16 protein-coding genes are annotated in these 16,314 nt (G+C 66.4%); 4 read left to right on the top strand and 12 right to left on the bottom strand.

The window, feature by feature from the left end; translation table 11 throughout:
- Window positions 1–3 precede the first annotated feature (3 nt).
- The 3 genes from QM619_RS08970 to QM619_RS08960 all read right to left on the bottom strand — a co-directional run bounded on the left by QM619_RS08970 (window position 4) and on the right by QM619_RS08960 (window position 3,260).
- On the bottom strand, window positions 4–1,479 hold the full coding sequence (locus QM619_RS08970) for a Fic family protein (protein ID WP_415107042.1): 1,476 nt from the start codon (window positions 1,477–1,479) through the stop codon (window positions 4–6).
- Between the two features lie 102 nt (window positions 1,480–1,581).
- Window positions 1,582–2,355 (bottom strand): hypothetical protein, encoded by a 774-nt coding sequence (locus tag QM619_RS08965; protein ID WP_415107039.1) that lies wholly within the window; start codon window positions 2,353–2,355, stop codon window positions 1,582–1,584.
- Entirely contained in the window at window positions 2,352–3,260 is a 909-nt protein-coding gene (locus QM619_RS08960; protein ID WP_415107036.1) for a DNA-processing protein DprA, read from the bottom strand. The genes QM619_RS08965 and QM619_RS08960 overlap by 4 nt, the downstream gene beginning before the upstream one ends.
- A 573-nt stretch (window positions 3,261–3,833) precedes the next feature.
- On the opposite strand from QM619_RS08960, the gene QM619_RS08955 reads away from it, so the two are divergent.
- The gene (locus QM619_RS08955; protein WP_415107033.1) at window positions 3,834–5,153 is read left to right on the top strand and encodes a tyrosine-type recombinase/integrase; all 1,320 of its coding nucleotides are present in this window, start codon (window positions 3,834–3,836) and stop codon (window positions 5,151–5,153) included.
- A gap of 156 nt (window positions 5,154–5,309) precedes the next feature.
- On the opposite strand, the gene QM619_RS08950 is transcribed toward QM619_RS08955, so the two are convergent.
- From QM619_RS08950 to QM619_RS08940, 3 genes are read right to left on the bottom strand one after another with little or no spacing between them, the layout of a single operon-like run.
- Entirely contained in the window at window positions 5,310–5,963 is a 654-nt protein-coding gene (locus tag QM619_RS08950; RefSeq protein ID WP_415107030.1) for a hypothetical protein, read from the bottom strand.
- Window positions 5,956–6,297: a hypothetical protein gene (locus tag QM619_RS08945; protein ID WP_415107027.1), complete on the bottom strand. Its 342-nt coding sequence runs from the start codon at window positions 6,295–6,297 to the stop codon at window positions 5,956–5,958. Before QM619_RS08945 ends, QM619_RS08950 begins: the two co-directional genes overlap by 8 nt.
- A gap of 26 nt (window positions 6,298–6,323) precedes the next feature.
- A complete protein-coding gene (locus QM619_RS08940) occupies window positions 6,324–8,819 on the bottom strand; it encodes a hypothetical protein (protein WP_415107024.1) in 2,496 nt (831 codons plus the stop codon).
- A gap of 238 nt (window positions 8,820–9,057) precedes the next feature.
- Between QM619_RS08940 and QM619_RS08935 the strand changes: the two genes are divergently transcribed.
- The 3 genes from QM619_RS08935 to QM619_RS08925 all read left to right on the top strand — a co-directional run bounded on the left by QM619_RS08935 (window position 9,058) and on the right by QM619_RS08925 (window position 11,391).
- Window positions 9,058–9,354: a hypothetical protein gene (locus QM619_RS08935; protein ID WP_415107022.1), complete on the top strand. Its 297-nt coding sequence runs from the start codon at window positions 9,058–9,060 to the stop codon at window positions 9,352–9,354.
- Between the two features lie 423 nt (window positions 9,355–9,777).
- On the top strand, window positions 9,778–10,284 hold the full coding sequence (locus QM619_RS08930) for a hypothetical protein (protein ID WP_415107019.1): 507 nt from the start codon (window positions 9,778–9,780) through the stop codon (window positions 10,282–10,284).
- A gap of 519 nt (window positions 10,285–10,803) precedes the next feature.
- Window positions 10,804–11,391, top strand: coding sequence for a hypothetical protein (locus QM619_RS08925; protein WP_415107016.1), 588 nt, complete (start codon window positions 10,804–10,806; stop codon window positions 11,389–11,391).
- Window positions 11,392–11,650: 259 nt separating this feature from the next.
- Here QM619_RS08925 and QM619_RS08920 read toward each other — a convergent pair whose 3' ends face one another.
- From QM619_RS08920 to QM619_RS08895, 6 genes are all read right to left on the bottom strand, one after another.
- Window positions 11,651–11,959 (bottom strand): ComF family protein, encoded by a 309-nt coding sequence (locus QM619_RS08920; RefSeq protein WP_415107013.1) that lies wholly within the window; start codon window positions 11,957–11,959, stop codon window positions 11,651–11,653.
- 488 nt (window positions 11,960–12,447) lie between these two features.
- Window positions 12,448–13,359 carry a DNA-processing protein DprA gene (locus QM619_RS08915; protein WP_415107010.1) on the bottom strand — a complete coding sequence of 304 codons (912 nt, stop codon included), beginning with the start codon at window positions 13,357–13,359 and terminating at the stop codon, window positions 12,448–12,450.
- A 133-nt stretch (window positions 13,360–13,492) separates the two neighbouring features.
- Window positions 13,493–14,755 (bottom strand): hypothetical protein, encoded by a 1,263-nt coding sequence (locus QM619_RS08910; RefSeq protein WP_415107007.1) that lies wholly within the window; start codon window positions 14,753–14,755, stop codon window positions 13,493–13,495.
- Complete coding sequence (locus tag QM619_RS08905) at window positions 14,752–15,036, bottom strand: hypothetical protein (RefSeq protein ID WP_415107004.1); 285 nt, start codon at window positions 15,034–15,036, stop codon at window positions 14,752–14,754. The genes QM619_RS08910 and QM619_RS08905 overlap by 4 nt, the downstream gene beginning before the upstream one ends.
- The gene (locus QM619_RS08900) at window positions 15,033–16,085 is read right to left on the bottom strand and encodes an ArdC family protein (protein ID WP_415107002.1); all 1,053 of its coding nucleotides are present in this window, start codon (window positions 16,083–16,085) and stop codon (window positions 15,033–15,035) included. The genes QM619_RS08905 and QM619_RS08900 overlap by 4 nt, the downstream gene beginning before the upstream one ends.
- Window positions 16,082–16,252, bottom strand: a complete 171-nt coding sequence (locus tag QM619_RS08895) for a hypothetical protein (RefSeq protein ID WP_415106999.1) — start codon at window positions 16,250–16,252, stop codon at window positions 16,082–16,084. The genes QM619_RS08900 and QM619_RS08895 overlap by 4 nt, the downstream gene beginning before the upstream one ends.
- Window positions 16,253–16,314: the final 62 nt, after the last annotated feature.

Raw genomic sequence — 16,314 nt, 5'->3', positions numbered from 1 at the left:
CCTCTACGACGGGCTGTTGTCGCTGGCCGGGCCGGTGGCGCTCCAGGCCGGCACCTCCAAGTACAGCCGTTCCTCCTCGGCTCGCCTGGCGTCCACCAGGGCATTCGTGGCGTGCGCGTAGGTCAGGCCGGCCTCCACGCTGGACCAGTTGCCGCGTGACACCCAGCGCTGGGCGAAGTCGAGGATGCGATGCAAAGCATCCGGGCCGCCGCCGTTCGTCGCACGGGTGAGCGCCGCCAGGTAGTCGAGCCGCAGGATCGTCGGGACGATGATGCGGTGGTCGCCGGCGGCCACCAAGGGGGTGTTCATCGCTGCCCGTGCGGAGCGTCCGTTGCCGTCGACGAAGGGGTGCACCTCACTGACCAGGAACATCTGGTAGACCGCCTGCTGGAATGGCCTGTCGAGCCGCTGACCTTCCTCCCAGCCGGCCCGCAGTGTGCCGGGCACCAGTTCAGGGGCGACGAACTCGGTGGCCCCGGCCCGGTTGCTGCGGTCTTTCCACCTGCCGGGCAACCTGGTCGGGTGAGCGGCCATCATGACGGCATGGCGTTCCCGCAGCGACTCGAGGAACTCGTCCGCGGTCGCCGGCATGGCCCGCATGCCGGTGGCTGAGGTGACCTCGTAGCTGCCGAGGATGTCGTGGGCGTCCTGCGGTCGGCCGAGGTCGACGTGATCGAACACAATCCGTTCGGCTTCTTCGACGGTGAACTCGGTGCCTTCGATGAAGTTGGAGAAGTACGCCTCGAAGAACGGCACCATCGTGGTGTAGCCGGGCAGCGCATCGGGGCGCTCGATCGGTGCCTTGTCGGCGAGTTGCGCGGCAAAGTCACGGAACAGCGCGACCCGTTCCCGGTCATACCCTTCTCCCCGCTGGGCGGCCCGCATCGCCCGTGACGGGGTATCGATGGTGTTGATCTCGGCACGTGCGGCGGCAAAGAACGCCTGGATGCCAGCACCGACCGCCCGCGGAGCGCGGCTGATCACGCGGCCGATGAGGGTGTCGATCCGGTCGGCGTGAGTGGTGTTGGTGAGTTGGACGATCTGGTCGTGCAGTTGTCCCCTGGTCAGCTTGCGAATCCGTCGGTTCGGTCGGCCGGGGTGGTCGGTGGAGTTGTCGATGAGTGCGCGAACCGGGGAGGCCAGGTAGATGCCGTCCCCGATCGGGATGTCGTCATCGTCATGACGGCCCGCCATGTCGGAGCGGACGATGAGGCCAGGCAGCTGGAGGGGGTTGCGGCGGGTGTGGCTGACGTTCAGTTCTCCGTCGGTGGGCAGGCCGGTGAACGCATTGGCATAGGTGACGACCGCGCCGGGCATTGCCTTGGCGAGGATTGCGCGCCACTCGCGGGCGACGATCTGCTCGGGGGTGTGAGTGGTGTCGTCGCTGTACAGGCCGGGTGCGATGCGTTGCAGCCTGCCCTGGGCTGTGCGACGTTGAAGCTCCGTCCGACTGAGGTCGGCGCTGGTGTAGATGGCCATCGTGTTCCGTTCCTGCAGAAACCCACCCGCCGACGTGACGAATATGCAGAAACTATACGCCCACTGTTACGAATATTCAGAAACATAGGCTGTACCTGGAGGCTAAGGGCATCGTCCACCGGTGTAAGGGCATCGGGCCGGGTCGTAGACCTGCTGGCGAAGGACTTCGGAGCGGAGGTCGTGGCCGGGGCTGCCGGTAGGCGGCCGGCTCATGAAGTCGAAGCCGAGCCACCGGGCAACGCACAAGACCGTGACCGCGGAGGCGCCGGCGGCACGAATGGCATGGACGGCGCTGAGCACGATTCCGCCGGAAGTCCAAGTGTCGTCGACCACCAGCACGTGGCTGCGCCACGGAACCCGATCGCTCGTGCGGAACAGGTCAGGAACGATCTGCTTGCGCTGGGAGGCGACGCCGACCACTTGGTGGAGCACGAGCTCGGGCTCGGGTCGGACTCGGCCGACCAGCCCCCGCAGCGGATGGGGTCCCGGCCTGTTCTTCGTCGACGGCACCGTTGCCCAGTGCGTGATCGGCTTGCCAGTGATCCGTTCCGGGCAGGCTGCGTGACTGGCGAGGGCGCGCTGGAGAAGCAACGTCACGACCAACCGGTGCTCGGACAGCGGTGTCCTTGCCTTGTAGCCGTACATGAGGTGACCGGCCTGGGTGCCATCGGCAGCGTAGGTCATGAACCCGGCGAGGTTGGGCAGTCGGTCACCGTAGACCCGGCCGCACTGGAAGCACTCGGCGAATCCGGGATCGGTGACACCCGCGCAGCGTACACAGCCACCGTTAGTCCGCAGCGGGTTCCGCAGGTAGGTGCCGGCCAGACCCTGGAGCAGGAGGGTGAGGTCTGCCGGCCCTGGGTCCTCCCAGCTCATGTCGTCGCGAGGATCCGATCGAGGAGAGCGCCGCTTGAGGTCCACTCGATCTGATCCAAGGCAGCGTTCACGTCGTCCAGGCTGTTGACCGGGAACACGTTCGGTCGCGTCCCGTCCGCAAGATCGTGACCCCACTGGGTGGTGTCGATCACCGACCGGGTGAGCAGGACGGGACGTCCGTGCTCCATCGCGCGCCGGGCTTGGGCGCGGGCGCCGCTATGCTCACCGGCCTCCACGACGATGGTGGCGATCCCCAGCCCGCTCATCGTTGCGTTCCGCAGCAGGAACGTGTGCTTCTCAGCATGGGCGCGAGGACGGAACTGCGACACGAGCACGCCATGCTCAGCAACCTGCTCATGCAAGCCCCGGCTGGCGACGGGCGTGTAGGGGGCGGCGATGCCGGTGGCGATCACGCCCACCGGACGTCCCCCGGCCGCGATCGCAGCCTCGTGCGCGGCAGCATCGATACCACGCGCCAATCCCGAGATGACCGGGAGCCCGCGAGCGACCAGCAATTCAGCGATACTGGCCGCTCGGTCGCACGCCATCGGGGACGCGTCTCGCGACCCGACCACCGAGACACCACTCGAGGCAACACCAATGTCACCCCGGTAGAACACGAACGGCGGCGCATCAAAGACTCCTCGCAGCCGCGCTGGATAGCTGGGATCCAGGATCGAGGTGAAAGCGAAACCGTCCCGGACCCAACTATCGACCTCATCGCGAGCGGCCGCTAACTCGGCGGAGACACCAAACAGTCCGGGCGGGTTCGCGGCCTCCCAGATGCCCACCGCGTCCTCGGAGGCAAGGATCTCGGTCATGACCTCACGAACGGTCAAGCCGTCCGAGCGATGGGCGAGCAAAGCCAGCAATGCAGCGTTCTGCTCCCGTGCCGCGCTCTGCATCAGTTGACCTCCACTCACGATTCGATCCTACGTTCGATAACTGACACCTTCCAGATTGACGCAAGGCTATGCCGCACAGGTCCGCGTGTTCATAGGCCAACCTCCACGTGAGGACGTTGGGGCAAGAGACGAGGCGCTGGCTCCCGCCGAGGAGGTGCGCCGTCGACGGAGCGGTCGGGTGGCCAGCCCTCGCTCAGCGGAGCCTCGCTCCACGTTGTTCGGGCAAGTTCGCTGACTGACCGGCGTCACGGGCACCCACCCCATTTTCACGCCTGCGTGACGTCCGCGACAGTCGACATGGTGACTAGTCCTGCAAAACGGAAACCGAACCGAAAACCCTGCCTCTGACAAAGCTTTTCAATGGTCGGGCTGACAGGATTTGAACCAGGCGCGGCACCTTTGACGAACCGCACCCGGACTAGGCTCAATACACAGTTGACTAGCCTATTCATCGCCAGTCGGCGGCGCCCACGGATGACTGGAGGTGACAAGAGTAGACTGCGGTTGCCATTGCTAGAGATGCACGAGAGATGCAACGGGACCAGCCCAGCTGGGCTGACAGGAGACCACGAAGTGAACCCTTCAACGGCGCCAGCCACAGGTCGCCACGTGGTACCTATCCGGCCCGCTTCCGAGGCCGACGACGATAAGGAGACCAAGCGTCCGCGCCGCAGCTTCGGCAAGGTGATGAAACTACGGTCAGGTCGGTACCAAGCGTCCTATGCCGCGGGCGGTAAGCGTCACCTGGCGCCGGTCACGTTCCAGACCAAGGGCGACGCCGCCGCGTGGCTCGACATGCGCCACGCCGAACTGCTGGAGCACCGCTGGAAGCCGCCTCCCCCGGCCGAACCCGACAAGGTGCACTTTAAAGACTACGGCCTTCAATGGCTGGAAACCCGCGACCTCGGACCCAAGACGCGCGCGGAATATAAGCGCATGTTCGACGGACCACGGGTCTCCTACTTCCACCCGTTCACCCTTGACGAGATCACTCCCGTGATGATCAAGGCCTGGTTCGACATCCAGGACCCCGCACACCCCACCGCGCGACGCCGCGCCTACGAACTCGTCCGGGCGATCCTGGCGACCGCCTCGAAGCCCGACGAGGACACAGACGCTCCGGCGCTGCTCGCCAGCAGCCCGGCCCGGCTCACCTCCAAGACGCTGAACCGCCGCCCGCCCGGCGCCGATGCCAAGCCCAAGACCCGGATCAAACCGGCGAGCCTAGCCGAACTGGCCGCGATCATGGACGCCATGCCCGACCGCTACGCCGCGATGGTATTGCTCGCGGCCTGGTGCGCACCCCGATTCTCCGAGCTGACTGAGTTGCGCCGCCCGGACCTAAGCATCGTCCGCAACGCCAAGGGCAAACCCACCTCAGGAGTGCTGCACATCTCCCGCGCCGTCGTATGGCCGGAACCCGATAAGGCAGTGGTCAAAGAGAACAAGACTGAAGCCGGCCTACGGGACGTGAGCATCCCGCCCCACATCCTGGCACCACTGCTCGACCACGTAGACAAGTGGGCCGCTCCCGGCCCGGACGGCCTACTGTTCCCCGCCGTCGAGAGTCCCATCAAACACATGAAGCACGGCGCGCTCTACAAGGTCTACCGGCGGGCGCGGAAGGTGGCGGGGCGCCCGGACCTGCGTTGGCACGACCTGCGACACACCGGTGCCACCCTGGCCGCCCAGACGGGCGCCACCCTGGCTGAGTTGATGAACAGGCTCGGCCACTCCGACGTCAAGGCCGCCTTGATCTACCAGCACGCCGCCGCCGACCGCGACGCCGAAATCGCACGGCGACTCTCAGCCATGGCCGAGGAGGCGGTTCAGACTTCGGGCGGGTATTCGCCTTCGACCGAAACGACGGCAAACTCAGACAAGGGTCCGTGAGCCTGCCCGCATGCGCGCTTAAGAGCATGGTCCACGCGGTCCGGGAATCAGGTGAGTGACAGGGAATCCGACTAGGTTGGAGTCAAGGCCACATGAACCGCTACTTCGATCAAGTCAGCCGGTCACCCGAAACGCTCTATGGGTCCGTGGCCGCAGCTAGCGTGGCGTACGCGGCGCCGGGCAGGACTCCACGATGGCCGCGTTCACGACGTCCTTGTATGTGATGCTCGTCGGCTGGGACTCGCCGTTCAGTTTCAGCGTGAGCACCCCGCCGTCGCCGCTGCTCAGTTCGCCACAGTAGATAGTGTCGGCGGTTGTCACCTGAAGTGATGACGCGGGCTCGGTTGGGCTGACGAGCCAGGCGCCGATGGAGAGCAGCACCAGGACTATGCCTGGAACCGCGAGTCGGCGAGCCAGCTTCAGCCGGTTGGCGCCGACTGTCGCCTGGAGCGCGTTCGCCGCGACCCGGTCGCCGCCAAGTTCCTTGAAGTCCTCAAAGGTGAGCGCCTTCGGGGTACCCGCGGCGACGGCGACGGTGAGTAACAACCCTGTGAGCACGAGAAGCATGCCGAGCACGAGACCGCCCGCGATCCCCCACTGCCAGCTGGTCGGCAGATCACCTATCTTGTCCGGGCCGGACACCACCAAGCCCGCCGTGACCAGGGTGATTTGGGCGGCGAGTCCATCACGCCACTTGCCGGCCGACTCGCGAACACTCGTCAAGTTGTCCGAGGTGAGCTTCTGCCACTCGACCTGGAGGGCGGCGGACTCGGGGGTGGGTCCGGGTGGCGGCAGTTCCTGGTCAGTCATCGCGACCCACTTTCAGTTCGACCTGGAACCAGATGCCACACCCGGTGACGTCGCGGGGGGCCCTCGGATGGGTGTGCTTGCATCCACACTGGACGTCAATGCGATAGGTCGACCCGGCCAGGGAGGCTTTCCTGCCCAGGACGCCGCCCTCGCTAAGCACACCGATCAAGGGCAAGGAGAACGGCCGCAGGGGGTGTTCACAACGTGGACAGTCTCCGTCGACGCGGGCGGCCAGCACCTTGCCGCCGTGGACGATCAGCCGTCGATGCAGTGTTCCGGCTTTGATCGCATCGAGTGCTTTCTCCGTCCACTCGTGGTTGAACGGGTCGTCCAACTCGTACTCCCGCATTGTCATTCCGGTCACCATCCTCCGATCGCAACAAGTGCCGCCCAGTTGACGAGGGGCTCGTCAGGCAGGTCATCGAGTCTCCGGTGCAGAGCCCAACGAAGGGCTTTGGGCCAGGGATCGACGGCACCCCGGGCGATCACGCTGTTGACCAGGCCGGCGGCCGATGCGCTGTCTCCAAGCTCGTTCACCGTGCTCAGAACCTGTCGCGAGCCGCGGGCGAGGGTGATCGTAGCCAAGGTGAGGGGCTCTCCAGTGGTCGGTCCAGGCACTTGGGCGCCCCAGCACGCGACCAGTGCCACGGATGTCGGCGGAGTACCGGCCAACAGTTCCGCCGGTGTCAGGAGCCGGTCTGGCGCCATCTCCAGGTAGTGCCCAAGACCGGGTGCCGGGCGCCCGTGTGCGACAACCACGACCGTCTCGGTGTCGCCGTCGAGGAGTGCTGCGTGCGCCAGGGTGGCCGCCTCAGTCGTTCGGGCTCCAACCGACTCCTTGCCGAGGCCGTGCAGGTCATGGTGTAGAACGCCTGGCCCTATGCAGCCGAGGGTGGCCGTGCCCGGTGAGCGGGCGGGTCCGAGTGGCCGTCCAGATGTTCGCGCGAGGGTCAGCGACGGACTGAGCAGCAGATCGACGGCCGCGCCAAGGTAGCCGCCGCTCACCGGTAGCGCCGACCAGGGCAACGACCACAGACGCTCCAGCGGGACCAACTGCAGCGGGGTGCCGGCCGGAAGGTCTGCGATCTCGGGCGGCAGCAGCCGTGACAGTGGCGCCGCCGCGTCGGCCGCTGCGTCGGTTGGCCAACGCTCGGAAAAGGCGTCGATCAGGGTGAGTTCATCGGTGGTCAGTTCGTGCTGCCCGAGAACCGGCTCGGAGTGCGGCGCGCGGGCAAGCCAGCCGACACGACCGCGGCGTCCGGGCACCTCAGCGATCAACAACAGCGCGATGTCTGGACTGATGCCGTCGAGCAACGCGAGGCCCTGCTCGCGGGTCAGCGGTCGGTAGCTTGCAGCCAACGCCGGGTCCGTGGCGTCGGCGTACAGCGCAGGGAGATCTGCGTTACGTGCCGACGGGTCCGGGTCGCGCGGCAACTGGTGGGACCCATGCGGGTCGGACGTGATGCCTGCCCGCTGGGCTTGGTCCTGGCGGGCCAGCAGCTGAGCGATCAGTAGCGGATCGGCCGTCGGGTCGAGGCGTACACCTTCGGTGACTCCCGGTAACCTCCGCCCCCACAGGCTCTCGAAGACGGCCGCGAACGCGCTCGCGTCGCCCGCTCGGATCATCGTGAGCAAGGCACCGCGATAGACGGTGTCGAATCGCTCGCGGTACTCCTGTTGCCACCGTGGCCGGGACTGTCGCGACCGGGTCTGTTCCACCGCATCCATGGCACGGAGGCGGAGTTCGACGGCCTCACCGCTGTCGAAATCCTCAGCACAGTCAGCGAGGTGGCCGAGGCAGTGAGCTGCGGTCACCTCGTCGCCTGCGCGATTCCCAAAGTAGTCGTAGGCCTTCACGAGTACGGCCGCCGCCTCCAGTGGTTGGCGTGACTTACGCAACGCGAGCCCTTCGGTCATCCGCAGGTGGGCAGCAGCCCGCGGGTAACGTGGCTCTGCCAGCGCAATCCCCTTCCGACAGGCATCGACCGCATCGGCGTACTCCCGCCGCTTCACGTACGCGTATGCGAGCACGTCATACACGTCGACGGCCTCCTGTAGCTGCTGTGTCGCCTCAATGGCCCGCATCACCCGCGGAGCCAGCCGCAGAATCGCGTCAGCGTCCTCGCGGCGCCGGTGTACATCCAGCAGCCGCAACCCCGCACTGGCGATACCAACATCCGTGCCGATCTCGGCAAACTCGCGCATTGCCGCAACGAGCACCTTCACCGCCTCGTCCCGCCGAGCCAGCAGGTCCAAAGCCTCGCCGCGCGCCACCAGCGCATTCGCGACGTACACCTGGTCGGACAGTCGACGGGCCAGGGCTTCGCACTCACTCGCGATCGCCAGCATCTCCTCCGCCGAGCCGGACCTGCGCACCAGATGGGCCAACGGAAGCCGGGCACGCAGCACGCCAAACTCGAAACCGATCTCGGCAGCCAGCGACCCCGCCTCGCGGTACAGACCTTCGGCGGCGGCCATGTCGTCGTCCTGCCGGGCAGCATCAGCGAGGCCGATCAGTGCCTGAACCTGGCCGAGCGGGTGGGATGCGATCTGCCGCAGTCGCTCGAACCGCTCCCGTGCTATGTCGGTAGCCTGCCGGACCAGTGCGAGATCACCCTCGCTCTCGAGGTCGATCTCCCTCTGCCATTGCTCGTCGTCGATGCAGTGCAGCGATCCCAATCGTGGCTCATCACCCAGTCCACGCAGGTAATGCCAGCGCGCGCGAAGTGCGATCGGCCCCGGCTCAATGGCCGTCGCCCGCAGCCATGGCCCCGCTGGCTCGGTCGCTACAAGCCCCCAGTCGCCACGGAGCGCGGTCCCAGTCGGGCTGACCGGCTCCGGGTCGAGGTTCGCCACGACAACCTTCTACCACCAAACACCGACCCGTTTCAGGTGATTCACGCCGTTGCGGTCGGGGTCTTGGACAGCACCTGCGGCAGGCCGACTCTGCTGACAAGCAATCAGAAGCCCGTCCGCGCCTCGACCGCTACCCCATCGTCGCGCGAACGGGCGGCTGAACCCGACCGACCACGCCGACTGAGTTGATTCTGGACTCGGCACCTCGACCTCACCGGTCCGACTGAAGATGCTCCACATGCAACGACCGGTGAACGATGTCCAGCGACGCGTGCTCGACTGGCTCGCGCTCAACCCTCAGGGTGCGCCACCTCTATCCGCGTACAAGACGGTAGCCGCAGCGCTGCAGACGCGAGGATTGGCTCAGATCAGCCGGAGCCGCGGCATATGGGTTGCGACGCTGACCGAGGCCGGACGGTACTACCAAGAGAACGGTCGGCACCTGCCAATCGAAGCCAAGCCATCGGCGTCGACCATTCCCGATCCATCCGTAGACGATGGGCCGCCGGCGGCCTTGACGAAGGAAAAGACCTAGTCAAAGAGCAGTTGCGTGGCAACGCGAGGGTCGGCTTGAAATGACGCCGATACAGTAGGCGAGCGGCCGGCCTGACCCGTCCGTACATGCCTGTGACGAGGCGCTTCGGTAAGTAGGGAGTCGTCTCGGACGCCCCCGGCCGCGAGTGAAATGAGACCCTGCGTCGGGCCCGTACCCGTTCGATTGTGCGTGGCCCTCACAGGTCCACCGGCACCAGGGGGCGCGGGCGGTCGGCCTTGGCCGCTCAGCATCCCTTGTATGCAGCTGACGTTGCAGAGCTCTCCACGAACCTCGCCAAATGATGCGTCGTCACACCAGCCACCTACACGCAGAGAGGTACTCGGCGGTGGACCAGCCGGCAATGGGAGCGAGGACTGGTCCAGCTTGGGCAACTTGTCGGAGGTTGTCCGTAGAGTGCAGTTCATGGCAAGGACCAGCATTCTCTCTTTCTATCTGCGCGAGCAGGCCAGGTGGCGCGACGGGGTTGCGCGTGAACATGGGGACCCCGACAGCTACGGTGGCGCGCAAGCACTGCGAGCAGCCGCTGACTACGTTGACGGCTTGGGTGATGACGATCACGACTTCGACACGCTGGTGAGAGCCGGCTGGATCCGGAACGGGGAGTTTCTTCCGAATGACGCGGCCAAGGAATTCCTGCGTCGCTACGGATATCGGCGCAGTGCCAGACCCCGAGATCTCCCGTTCGGGCTCGCCTGCTGCGCGGATCCCGACCACGCCCTGCTTCTTGAACGATCCCTCCGAGGAAAGGCAACCAAGCAGGGGCTCAGGGTGGTCTCCCTCCGTGCGCGCGACACTCGGCGGCCTTTCTGGGAGTCCTATGCGCTGACTACCCAGATGGGAGTCACTCGCCTCGATGAGGCGACGCTACTGGAGATCCGCGACTACTTGCTGCAGTGTGAGCGCGGGTAGCCCGGTGCGCCTAGCTCGACCCCCGTGTGGCAGCCGCACGGGCCGATCCCACTGCCCACCCAGGTGAGTCGTCCCTTGCTGCCGGTCCACGGGCCTGGGACTGTGGGCGACGGAGGCCCAATCAGACAAGCGCGGATGGGCGTGGCTGTTCGGTCTTGTGGCGGTTTCCCATGCCCACAAGAACGACGACGCGCCTGTGGCGAGTACGGGCAGGTACCCGCCGACATCGAGTCGTCAACCGCGCGGCTGAGCCGCCGGTCGGCGGGCCTGAAGCCCCGCATCGTGTGAGGTAAAGGGTACGGCAGGCAAGGGGAGCCGGGCGAAGTGCCCACCTTGAACGAGAGTGCCTTCTACCTGGACCGTCCAGTTCGGACGGAACTTGGCCTTTGCTCCAGCACGCGGGCCAGCGGTGGTTGCCCCACACACCACGAGAACGGGCCGGCTGGACGGCACCTCCTACCACGTTTGACAACCGACGTTGGAGCACCCTTCGGGGCTTGGTTACTTTAGCCTGGGTCCGTGACTTGGGAGCTTTGGGTAGCCGTGATAGGCGCTTTGCTTGGCCTAGCGGGTGCGCTCACCGGTGCCGCAGGACTCTGGCTGTCAGTTATGGCACTCAGGGAGACGCGCTGGAGTCCGGTACGGGAAGAGCAGCAGGAGACTCTTCGCAAGATCGAGCGACTGGCCCTGGATGTGGCGCGCCGGGCGGCGAGGTTCATTCCGACCGTTCGTGAGCCAGAGTTCACTTATGACTACTCGGACAACCTTCCGCGGATCGCCATGGCTACTCGAGAGATCGCCTTCGACCCTGTTGCGGACGAGCAGATAGCTCGCGCTGTTGCCCACCTGGAGGCATTGGTTGGATCGAGCGACAGCGAGCATCAAAGCGGCATGTTGGGTTTGCAGGCGCAGCTGGCCGCAGTCCGAGGCAGCCAGGTGAGCAGTGGCACCGCAGGCCGCCTGCGAACGGAGCTTGCCGAGACGCTCAACGAGATTCACACCCATGCCCAGGAGATCGGGGTTAGCTCGCGCAAGCTCAGGGTGAGCGGCTTGGGCGCAGCCAAGACCCGCACCAAATCGTCAACTAGTCGGCAGCTGGGGAAGTGACGCCTTCTAGCCGCACCCAGCCGGCAGGACCGAAAATGAAGGGTGGCTCGCTGCCCTGCTCCACTCGCAAGGCGCCACCTTCAAGCAGTTCCGCGGAGCCCCTGAAGTGACGCGGATCTCGTTAGTCATGGCTAGTTAGCACCCTGAACGTCGCAGGTTCATCCTCACCTATTAGAATCATCACTCAATCCTATCGTCGGCGCTAGCCAGGCCGCTGGAACCCCCATCGCAGGTCTAAAGGGATCGCGGACCTCCGTCGCTAGGCGGAGTGGCTGGACGCTCCGGCCCACGGGCACGCATTCGGATCGAATGGCGATCGCAGCCCGCCATAGTCGATGAACTGACGGGTGGGTTCCCAGGCATCGTTGAGAAGCCTGCCGAGGATCAGGGCTGAGACCTGTGCGGCGCCTGCCCGTTTGAGGGTGGTGGCGGCGCTCTGCACGTTGGCGCCTGTAGTCCAGGAGTCGTCGATGAGTATGACGTGACTGCCGGAGACGACCGGATCCGCCGTGAACCTCAGAGGGTTGTAGTCGCGGCCCTGAACCCCAGCGCCGACTGTCAGAGCCACGCGTGCCTCTGGGTAGAGCGGACCCCAGACTTGACGGACGATGTGATGCAGTGGGTGCTCACCGGCTCGGCCGGACCTGACCGATGGGACTGTTGCCCAAAGGAACTGTGATTCTGCGATGCCAGATCCACGCAGCGCACAGAGCCCGTGTCGCCCAAGGAGCCAGACCACCCATGTCGCCGCTGCGGTCCAGTAGCGATCCTGGATGGTCGGAGTCTTGTAGCCGCGAAGCACGCTGTATGCCTGCCCCCGTTCTACCGCGTAGGTCAGGAACGCCACTCGGTCAACCCCCGCTGGCCCACCCATCGGCCCAGGCGGGAGCATCTGACTACACGGCCGACAGCGTGCATAGGTGCCTGCGACCGGAGTTGAGCACACCTCACACAGTCCAGGTAGACCAGGGATCACGTTGTGCAGATAGGAGCCGTACTCCCGGACAATGAGGGAGTCCAGGTCAGCCCAGCGGAAACCCGGCTGCCCAGGTGAGTTCATCCCACCAGCCCGAGATCCTGAAGCATCAATGCCGACGGATCAGAGCAGATCTCGTCCACAGCCTGCTCAATGTCCGCCCGTGACCCAACAACATAGACCCACGGATTCCTCGCGATGGCGGCACCCCAATCCGTGCCCTCAGCCACCCTGCGCGACAGGATGACCGGCCGCCCATGCTCAGCCGCTCGACGAGCCTGGATCCGCGTACCAGAGCGCTCCCCCGCCTCGATCACGATGGTCGCCATGCCGTAACCAGACATCGTTCTGTTCCTCATCGGAAAGGTTTGCTTGGTAGGCGGGGCATCAGGGAAGAACTGCGACAGAACTAGACCTTTGGAAGCGATCTCGTCCTGCAATCGCCGATTCGCGGCAGGGTAGTACTTGTTGATTCCCGTGCCGATCACCGCAACAGTGCGCGCGCCTATGTCCAGCGCGGTGCGATGCGCGACGGTATCGATCCCCTCCGCGAGGCCGGCGATCACCGTCAAGTTGCGTTCCCCGAGGATTCGGGCGGCATCGCGCGCCATCGACTCACCCGCGGACGACATCTTGCGCGAGCCCACCACGCTCATGCCCTTGTCATCAGGGACAACGGACCCTGACGCGAAGAGGAACGGAGGTGCGTCAAACACGCCGGCCAGACGACTCGGGTACCGAGGCGAAAGGATCGAGATGAAGTCGAGACCAGCCGTCTCCCAGTCGGACAACTCAACTTCTGCACGCGCAGCGGCCGCCTCAATCTCAGGGTCGGCCAGGAGCGCGCCATCGGACTCCCCTACCCGGTCAAGGACCCTGATGGCAGACCCCTCCAACTGCACCTCGTTGGCGATCTTCTCCCAGCTCATCCCGTTCGGCCGCAGGCGCAGCAGCGCCAGCAGCGCGACATCTTCCCGGCGGGCCTGCGTCATGCCCTGATGATAGTTCCCCCAGCCCCGGACGCAGGTGGGGTCAGCCGCTGCAATAGCCATGTCACGCCTCCTTGCCTGATGTTTCCATCATAATCGTTCATTTGTTCGAGTCCCGCCAGGCGCGCCGGCCAGGCTACATTCCGATCCCGAGACGCCGCCCGTGACGTCGGGGGAGCCCCATCGCCTCAATCGCCGCGCCGGGCGGCGCAGGCGACAGGGAGTCCATCGGCCAACCTGCGCTGGGTGGCGGGATCCGGGTCGCCCGGTCTAGCTCGCGGACGGCACGGTCCAGGGCGTGGTGGCCGTACCGGGCTGCTTGCACGAGGGGCCAGCTGGCGGGGCTGCCTGGTGGTTCGCGGGTCCAGGCTTCGATGTGGTCGCCGCGGTAGTCGGTTCGGACGGTGTGGACCCACAGTTGGCGTCGGGCGGCCAACTGGTCCATCACTGAGGCATGCAGCAGCGACAGCCGCGCCGCGGCCGTCATTGGCGCCCTGAGGTCGTGCAGGCTGGGGTCGGTATCGCAGGCGTCGCGCACGTCGCGGCCGAGTTGGCGCAGCGTGGGCGTGTGGCCGGCCAGGCGCACGTGCGGGGGCCACGCGGCGGCGGTGCGCCAGTGCCGGGCGGCTTCGCTGAACCAGCCGGCCATGTTGTCGGCCTGGGCCGCGGTGATGTCGCCTGCTGCTCCGGCACGGAGTGCGGCGCGGCCGGCGGTGTGGCTGAGGAGGGCGAGGTTGCCGGCGATTGCTTGCATTGCCCAGCCGCTGACCCGGTAGCGCTCCTGCAGCACGAGGGTGGCTTCAGCAGCCCAGCGGGTGACGGCGCCTTCGAGGCCGGGCGCGGCCGGGTTCGGAAGGCGGAGGTCGTCGAGCAGGCTGGTACGCCGGTCAGGCGGGATCAGCGCGAATGGTTCGGTGACGACGATCAGGTCGGCCAGTTGCGCCGGAAAGGTGCCGGTCGTGCCGGGGAATCGTTGGGATTCGGTCACGGCGCGGGACCAGGAAGCGTTGATGTGGACGGCGGAGAGCAGGCTGGTTTCGAGTTTGATTGCTTCGGTGCCGATCTGGTTGTCGCATCCGCCGCCCTGGAGGTGTTCGGCGAGGATGTCGGCGATCGCCCCGATGGTTCGGGATGTTTCGATCAGCATGGGGGCCGGCGTCGGGTTGGGCAGCGGGTCGCGGGGGCCGTGGACGAGTGGATCCAGAACGGTCCGTAGGCCGGCTTTCACCTGGGCAGAGCGTCCGCCGAGCGGTAGCAGGTTGATCGCGTGCCGGGTGGTGGTGGCGAGCCTCATCCAGCCGGACACGTGGGCGCTGGCCGTGTCGTGCTCGGTCGCCGTCCCGAGCGTGTGGGTCTGCTGGTCGAGCACGCGGAGCAGGTCGGCGACGGTGGCGGTCATCGTTCACCGATCCGCACGGTGAGCGCCAGCAGCGCAGCCCAGCCGGCGGGGGGCACCTGGTCAGCGATCTGGTCAAGGAGCACCTGCGCGGCGGCCAGGGACCGGGCCGCGTCGGGTTCGAGGGGCGCGATGATCGGGTCACGATCGTCGGGGTTGAGGAGGGATTCGACGTCCAGGCAGTCCAGACCGAGGACGAGATCACCGCCCGTGTCGTTGAGGAGTTGCCAGGTGGCGTTGCGGACATGCCCCAGTGCCAGCGCAAGGATCTGATCGGGAGTCATCGCCCGACCACCAACCCGCGGTCGAGCGCCCGAAGGTGTCGCTTCCGGTCGTGAGTCACCCCGGAGATGGCGGTGGTGCTGGTGCTCTCCCAGCCGGTGGTGATGGTTCGGTCGATGTTGGCTTCGAAGGCGTCCAGTGCGTCCTCGGCGGGTCGGATGGCGTCGGGCTGGGTGTGGGCGAGGATCAGGTCGGCGGCCTCGATGACGCGTTGCCCGGTGGCACGGACGACCTGCTCCGGGTCGGCGGCGGCTTGGGTGGCCCAGCCTGTGATGTAGCGGAAGGTGTACTGGCCGGAGTCGAGGCCGTGGGCTTGGGTGACCATGTAGGCGACCGATTCGGCCTCCACTTCCTCCAGCCCTCGGCACCCGCGATCGGCACCGTCGGGATGCATCAGGACGTGTCCTACCTCGTGGGCTAGCGACTTGACCGCCTGCGCATCATCCACATCGGCCCGGACCCGGACGACACGTTCGCTGTAGAGGGTGAGACCGTTCGCGCCCTGGCAGTCGCCCCTTTCCAGCCGGAACCCGCGATCAGCGACGAGGGTAGCGAGAGCGTCCCACAAGCCGGGTGGTGCCTGCCCGGTGAGCAGTACCGGGTCAGGATGCTGCGGCGGTGGCGGCCCGTCGGTTTGGGAAATGTCGAATACTGGCACCGGTTTCACACCGACCAGTTGCCGGGTCTCCCGCGGCTTCCCGTCGGCGTCCAGCACCGGGTTCCCGGCCGGATCAAGGATCGGTGCCCGTTTCGTGACCGGGCCCAACACCCGGATCGCCTTCTCGCCGCGGCGGACCTGGTAACCCCTGGCCTGCCACGCCCGGTACCCGGCGACCGCGGTCGCGTCCGGGGCTTGGAGCATGATCAGCAGCCGGTTCCCGAAGCTGTACTGATGGAAACTGCGGGCGAACGCCAAATACCGCTCCCACTCGGCCCGGTTGTCGAGCGACCCAACATGCTCCGTCAACTGTCGATGCAATTCCTCGACGGTCTCGCGGCGGGCCCGATCCGCCGCCTCCCGCTGCGCCTCGCTCAGGCTATGACCGGTCATCGTCGCCCTTGGGCCGCGATCTGGTCATAGTGCCGGCGCAGGTCGGCCAGTTCAGTAGCCGATGCCCCGCCCTGGGCGGCCTGCTCGATCTCGGCCAACAGTTCCTCCCGCAGCAGCGGCATGTCCGGCAGGACGGGCTGGAACGGCTCGGTCAGGTTCGCGGTCATCCGGGCCTCCTTCGATAGACCAGGGATGAAGGGACGGCAACCGTCCCTGCAGCGGCGGCGTG

Origin of the sequence: Micropruina sp., from assembly GCF_047606665.1 — a bacterium.
Classification (GTDB): domain Bacteria; phylum Actinomycetota; class Actinomycetes; order Propionibacteriales; family Propionibacteriaceae; genus Micropruina.
The sequence above is the reverse complement of the archived record's forward strand: the minus strand, read 5'-3'. Positions and strand labels throughout refer to the sequence as shown.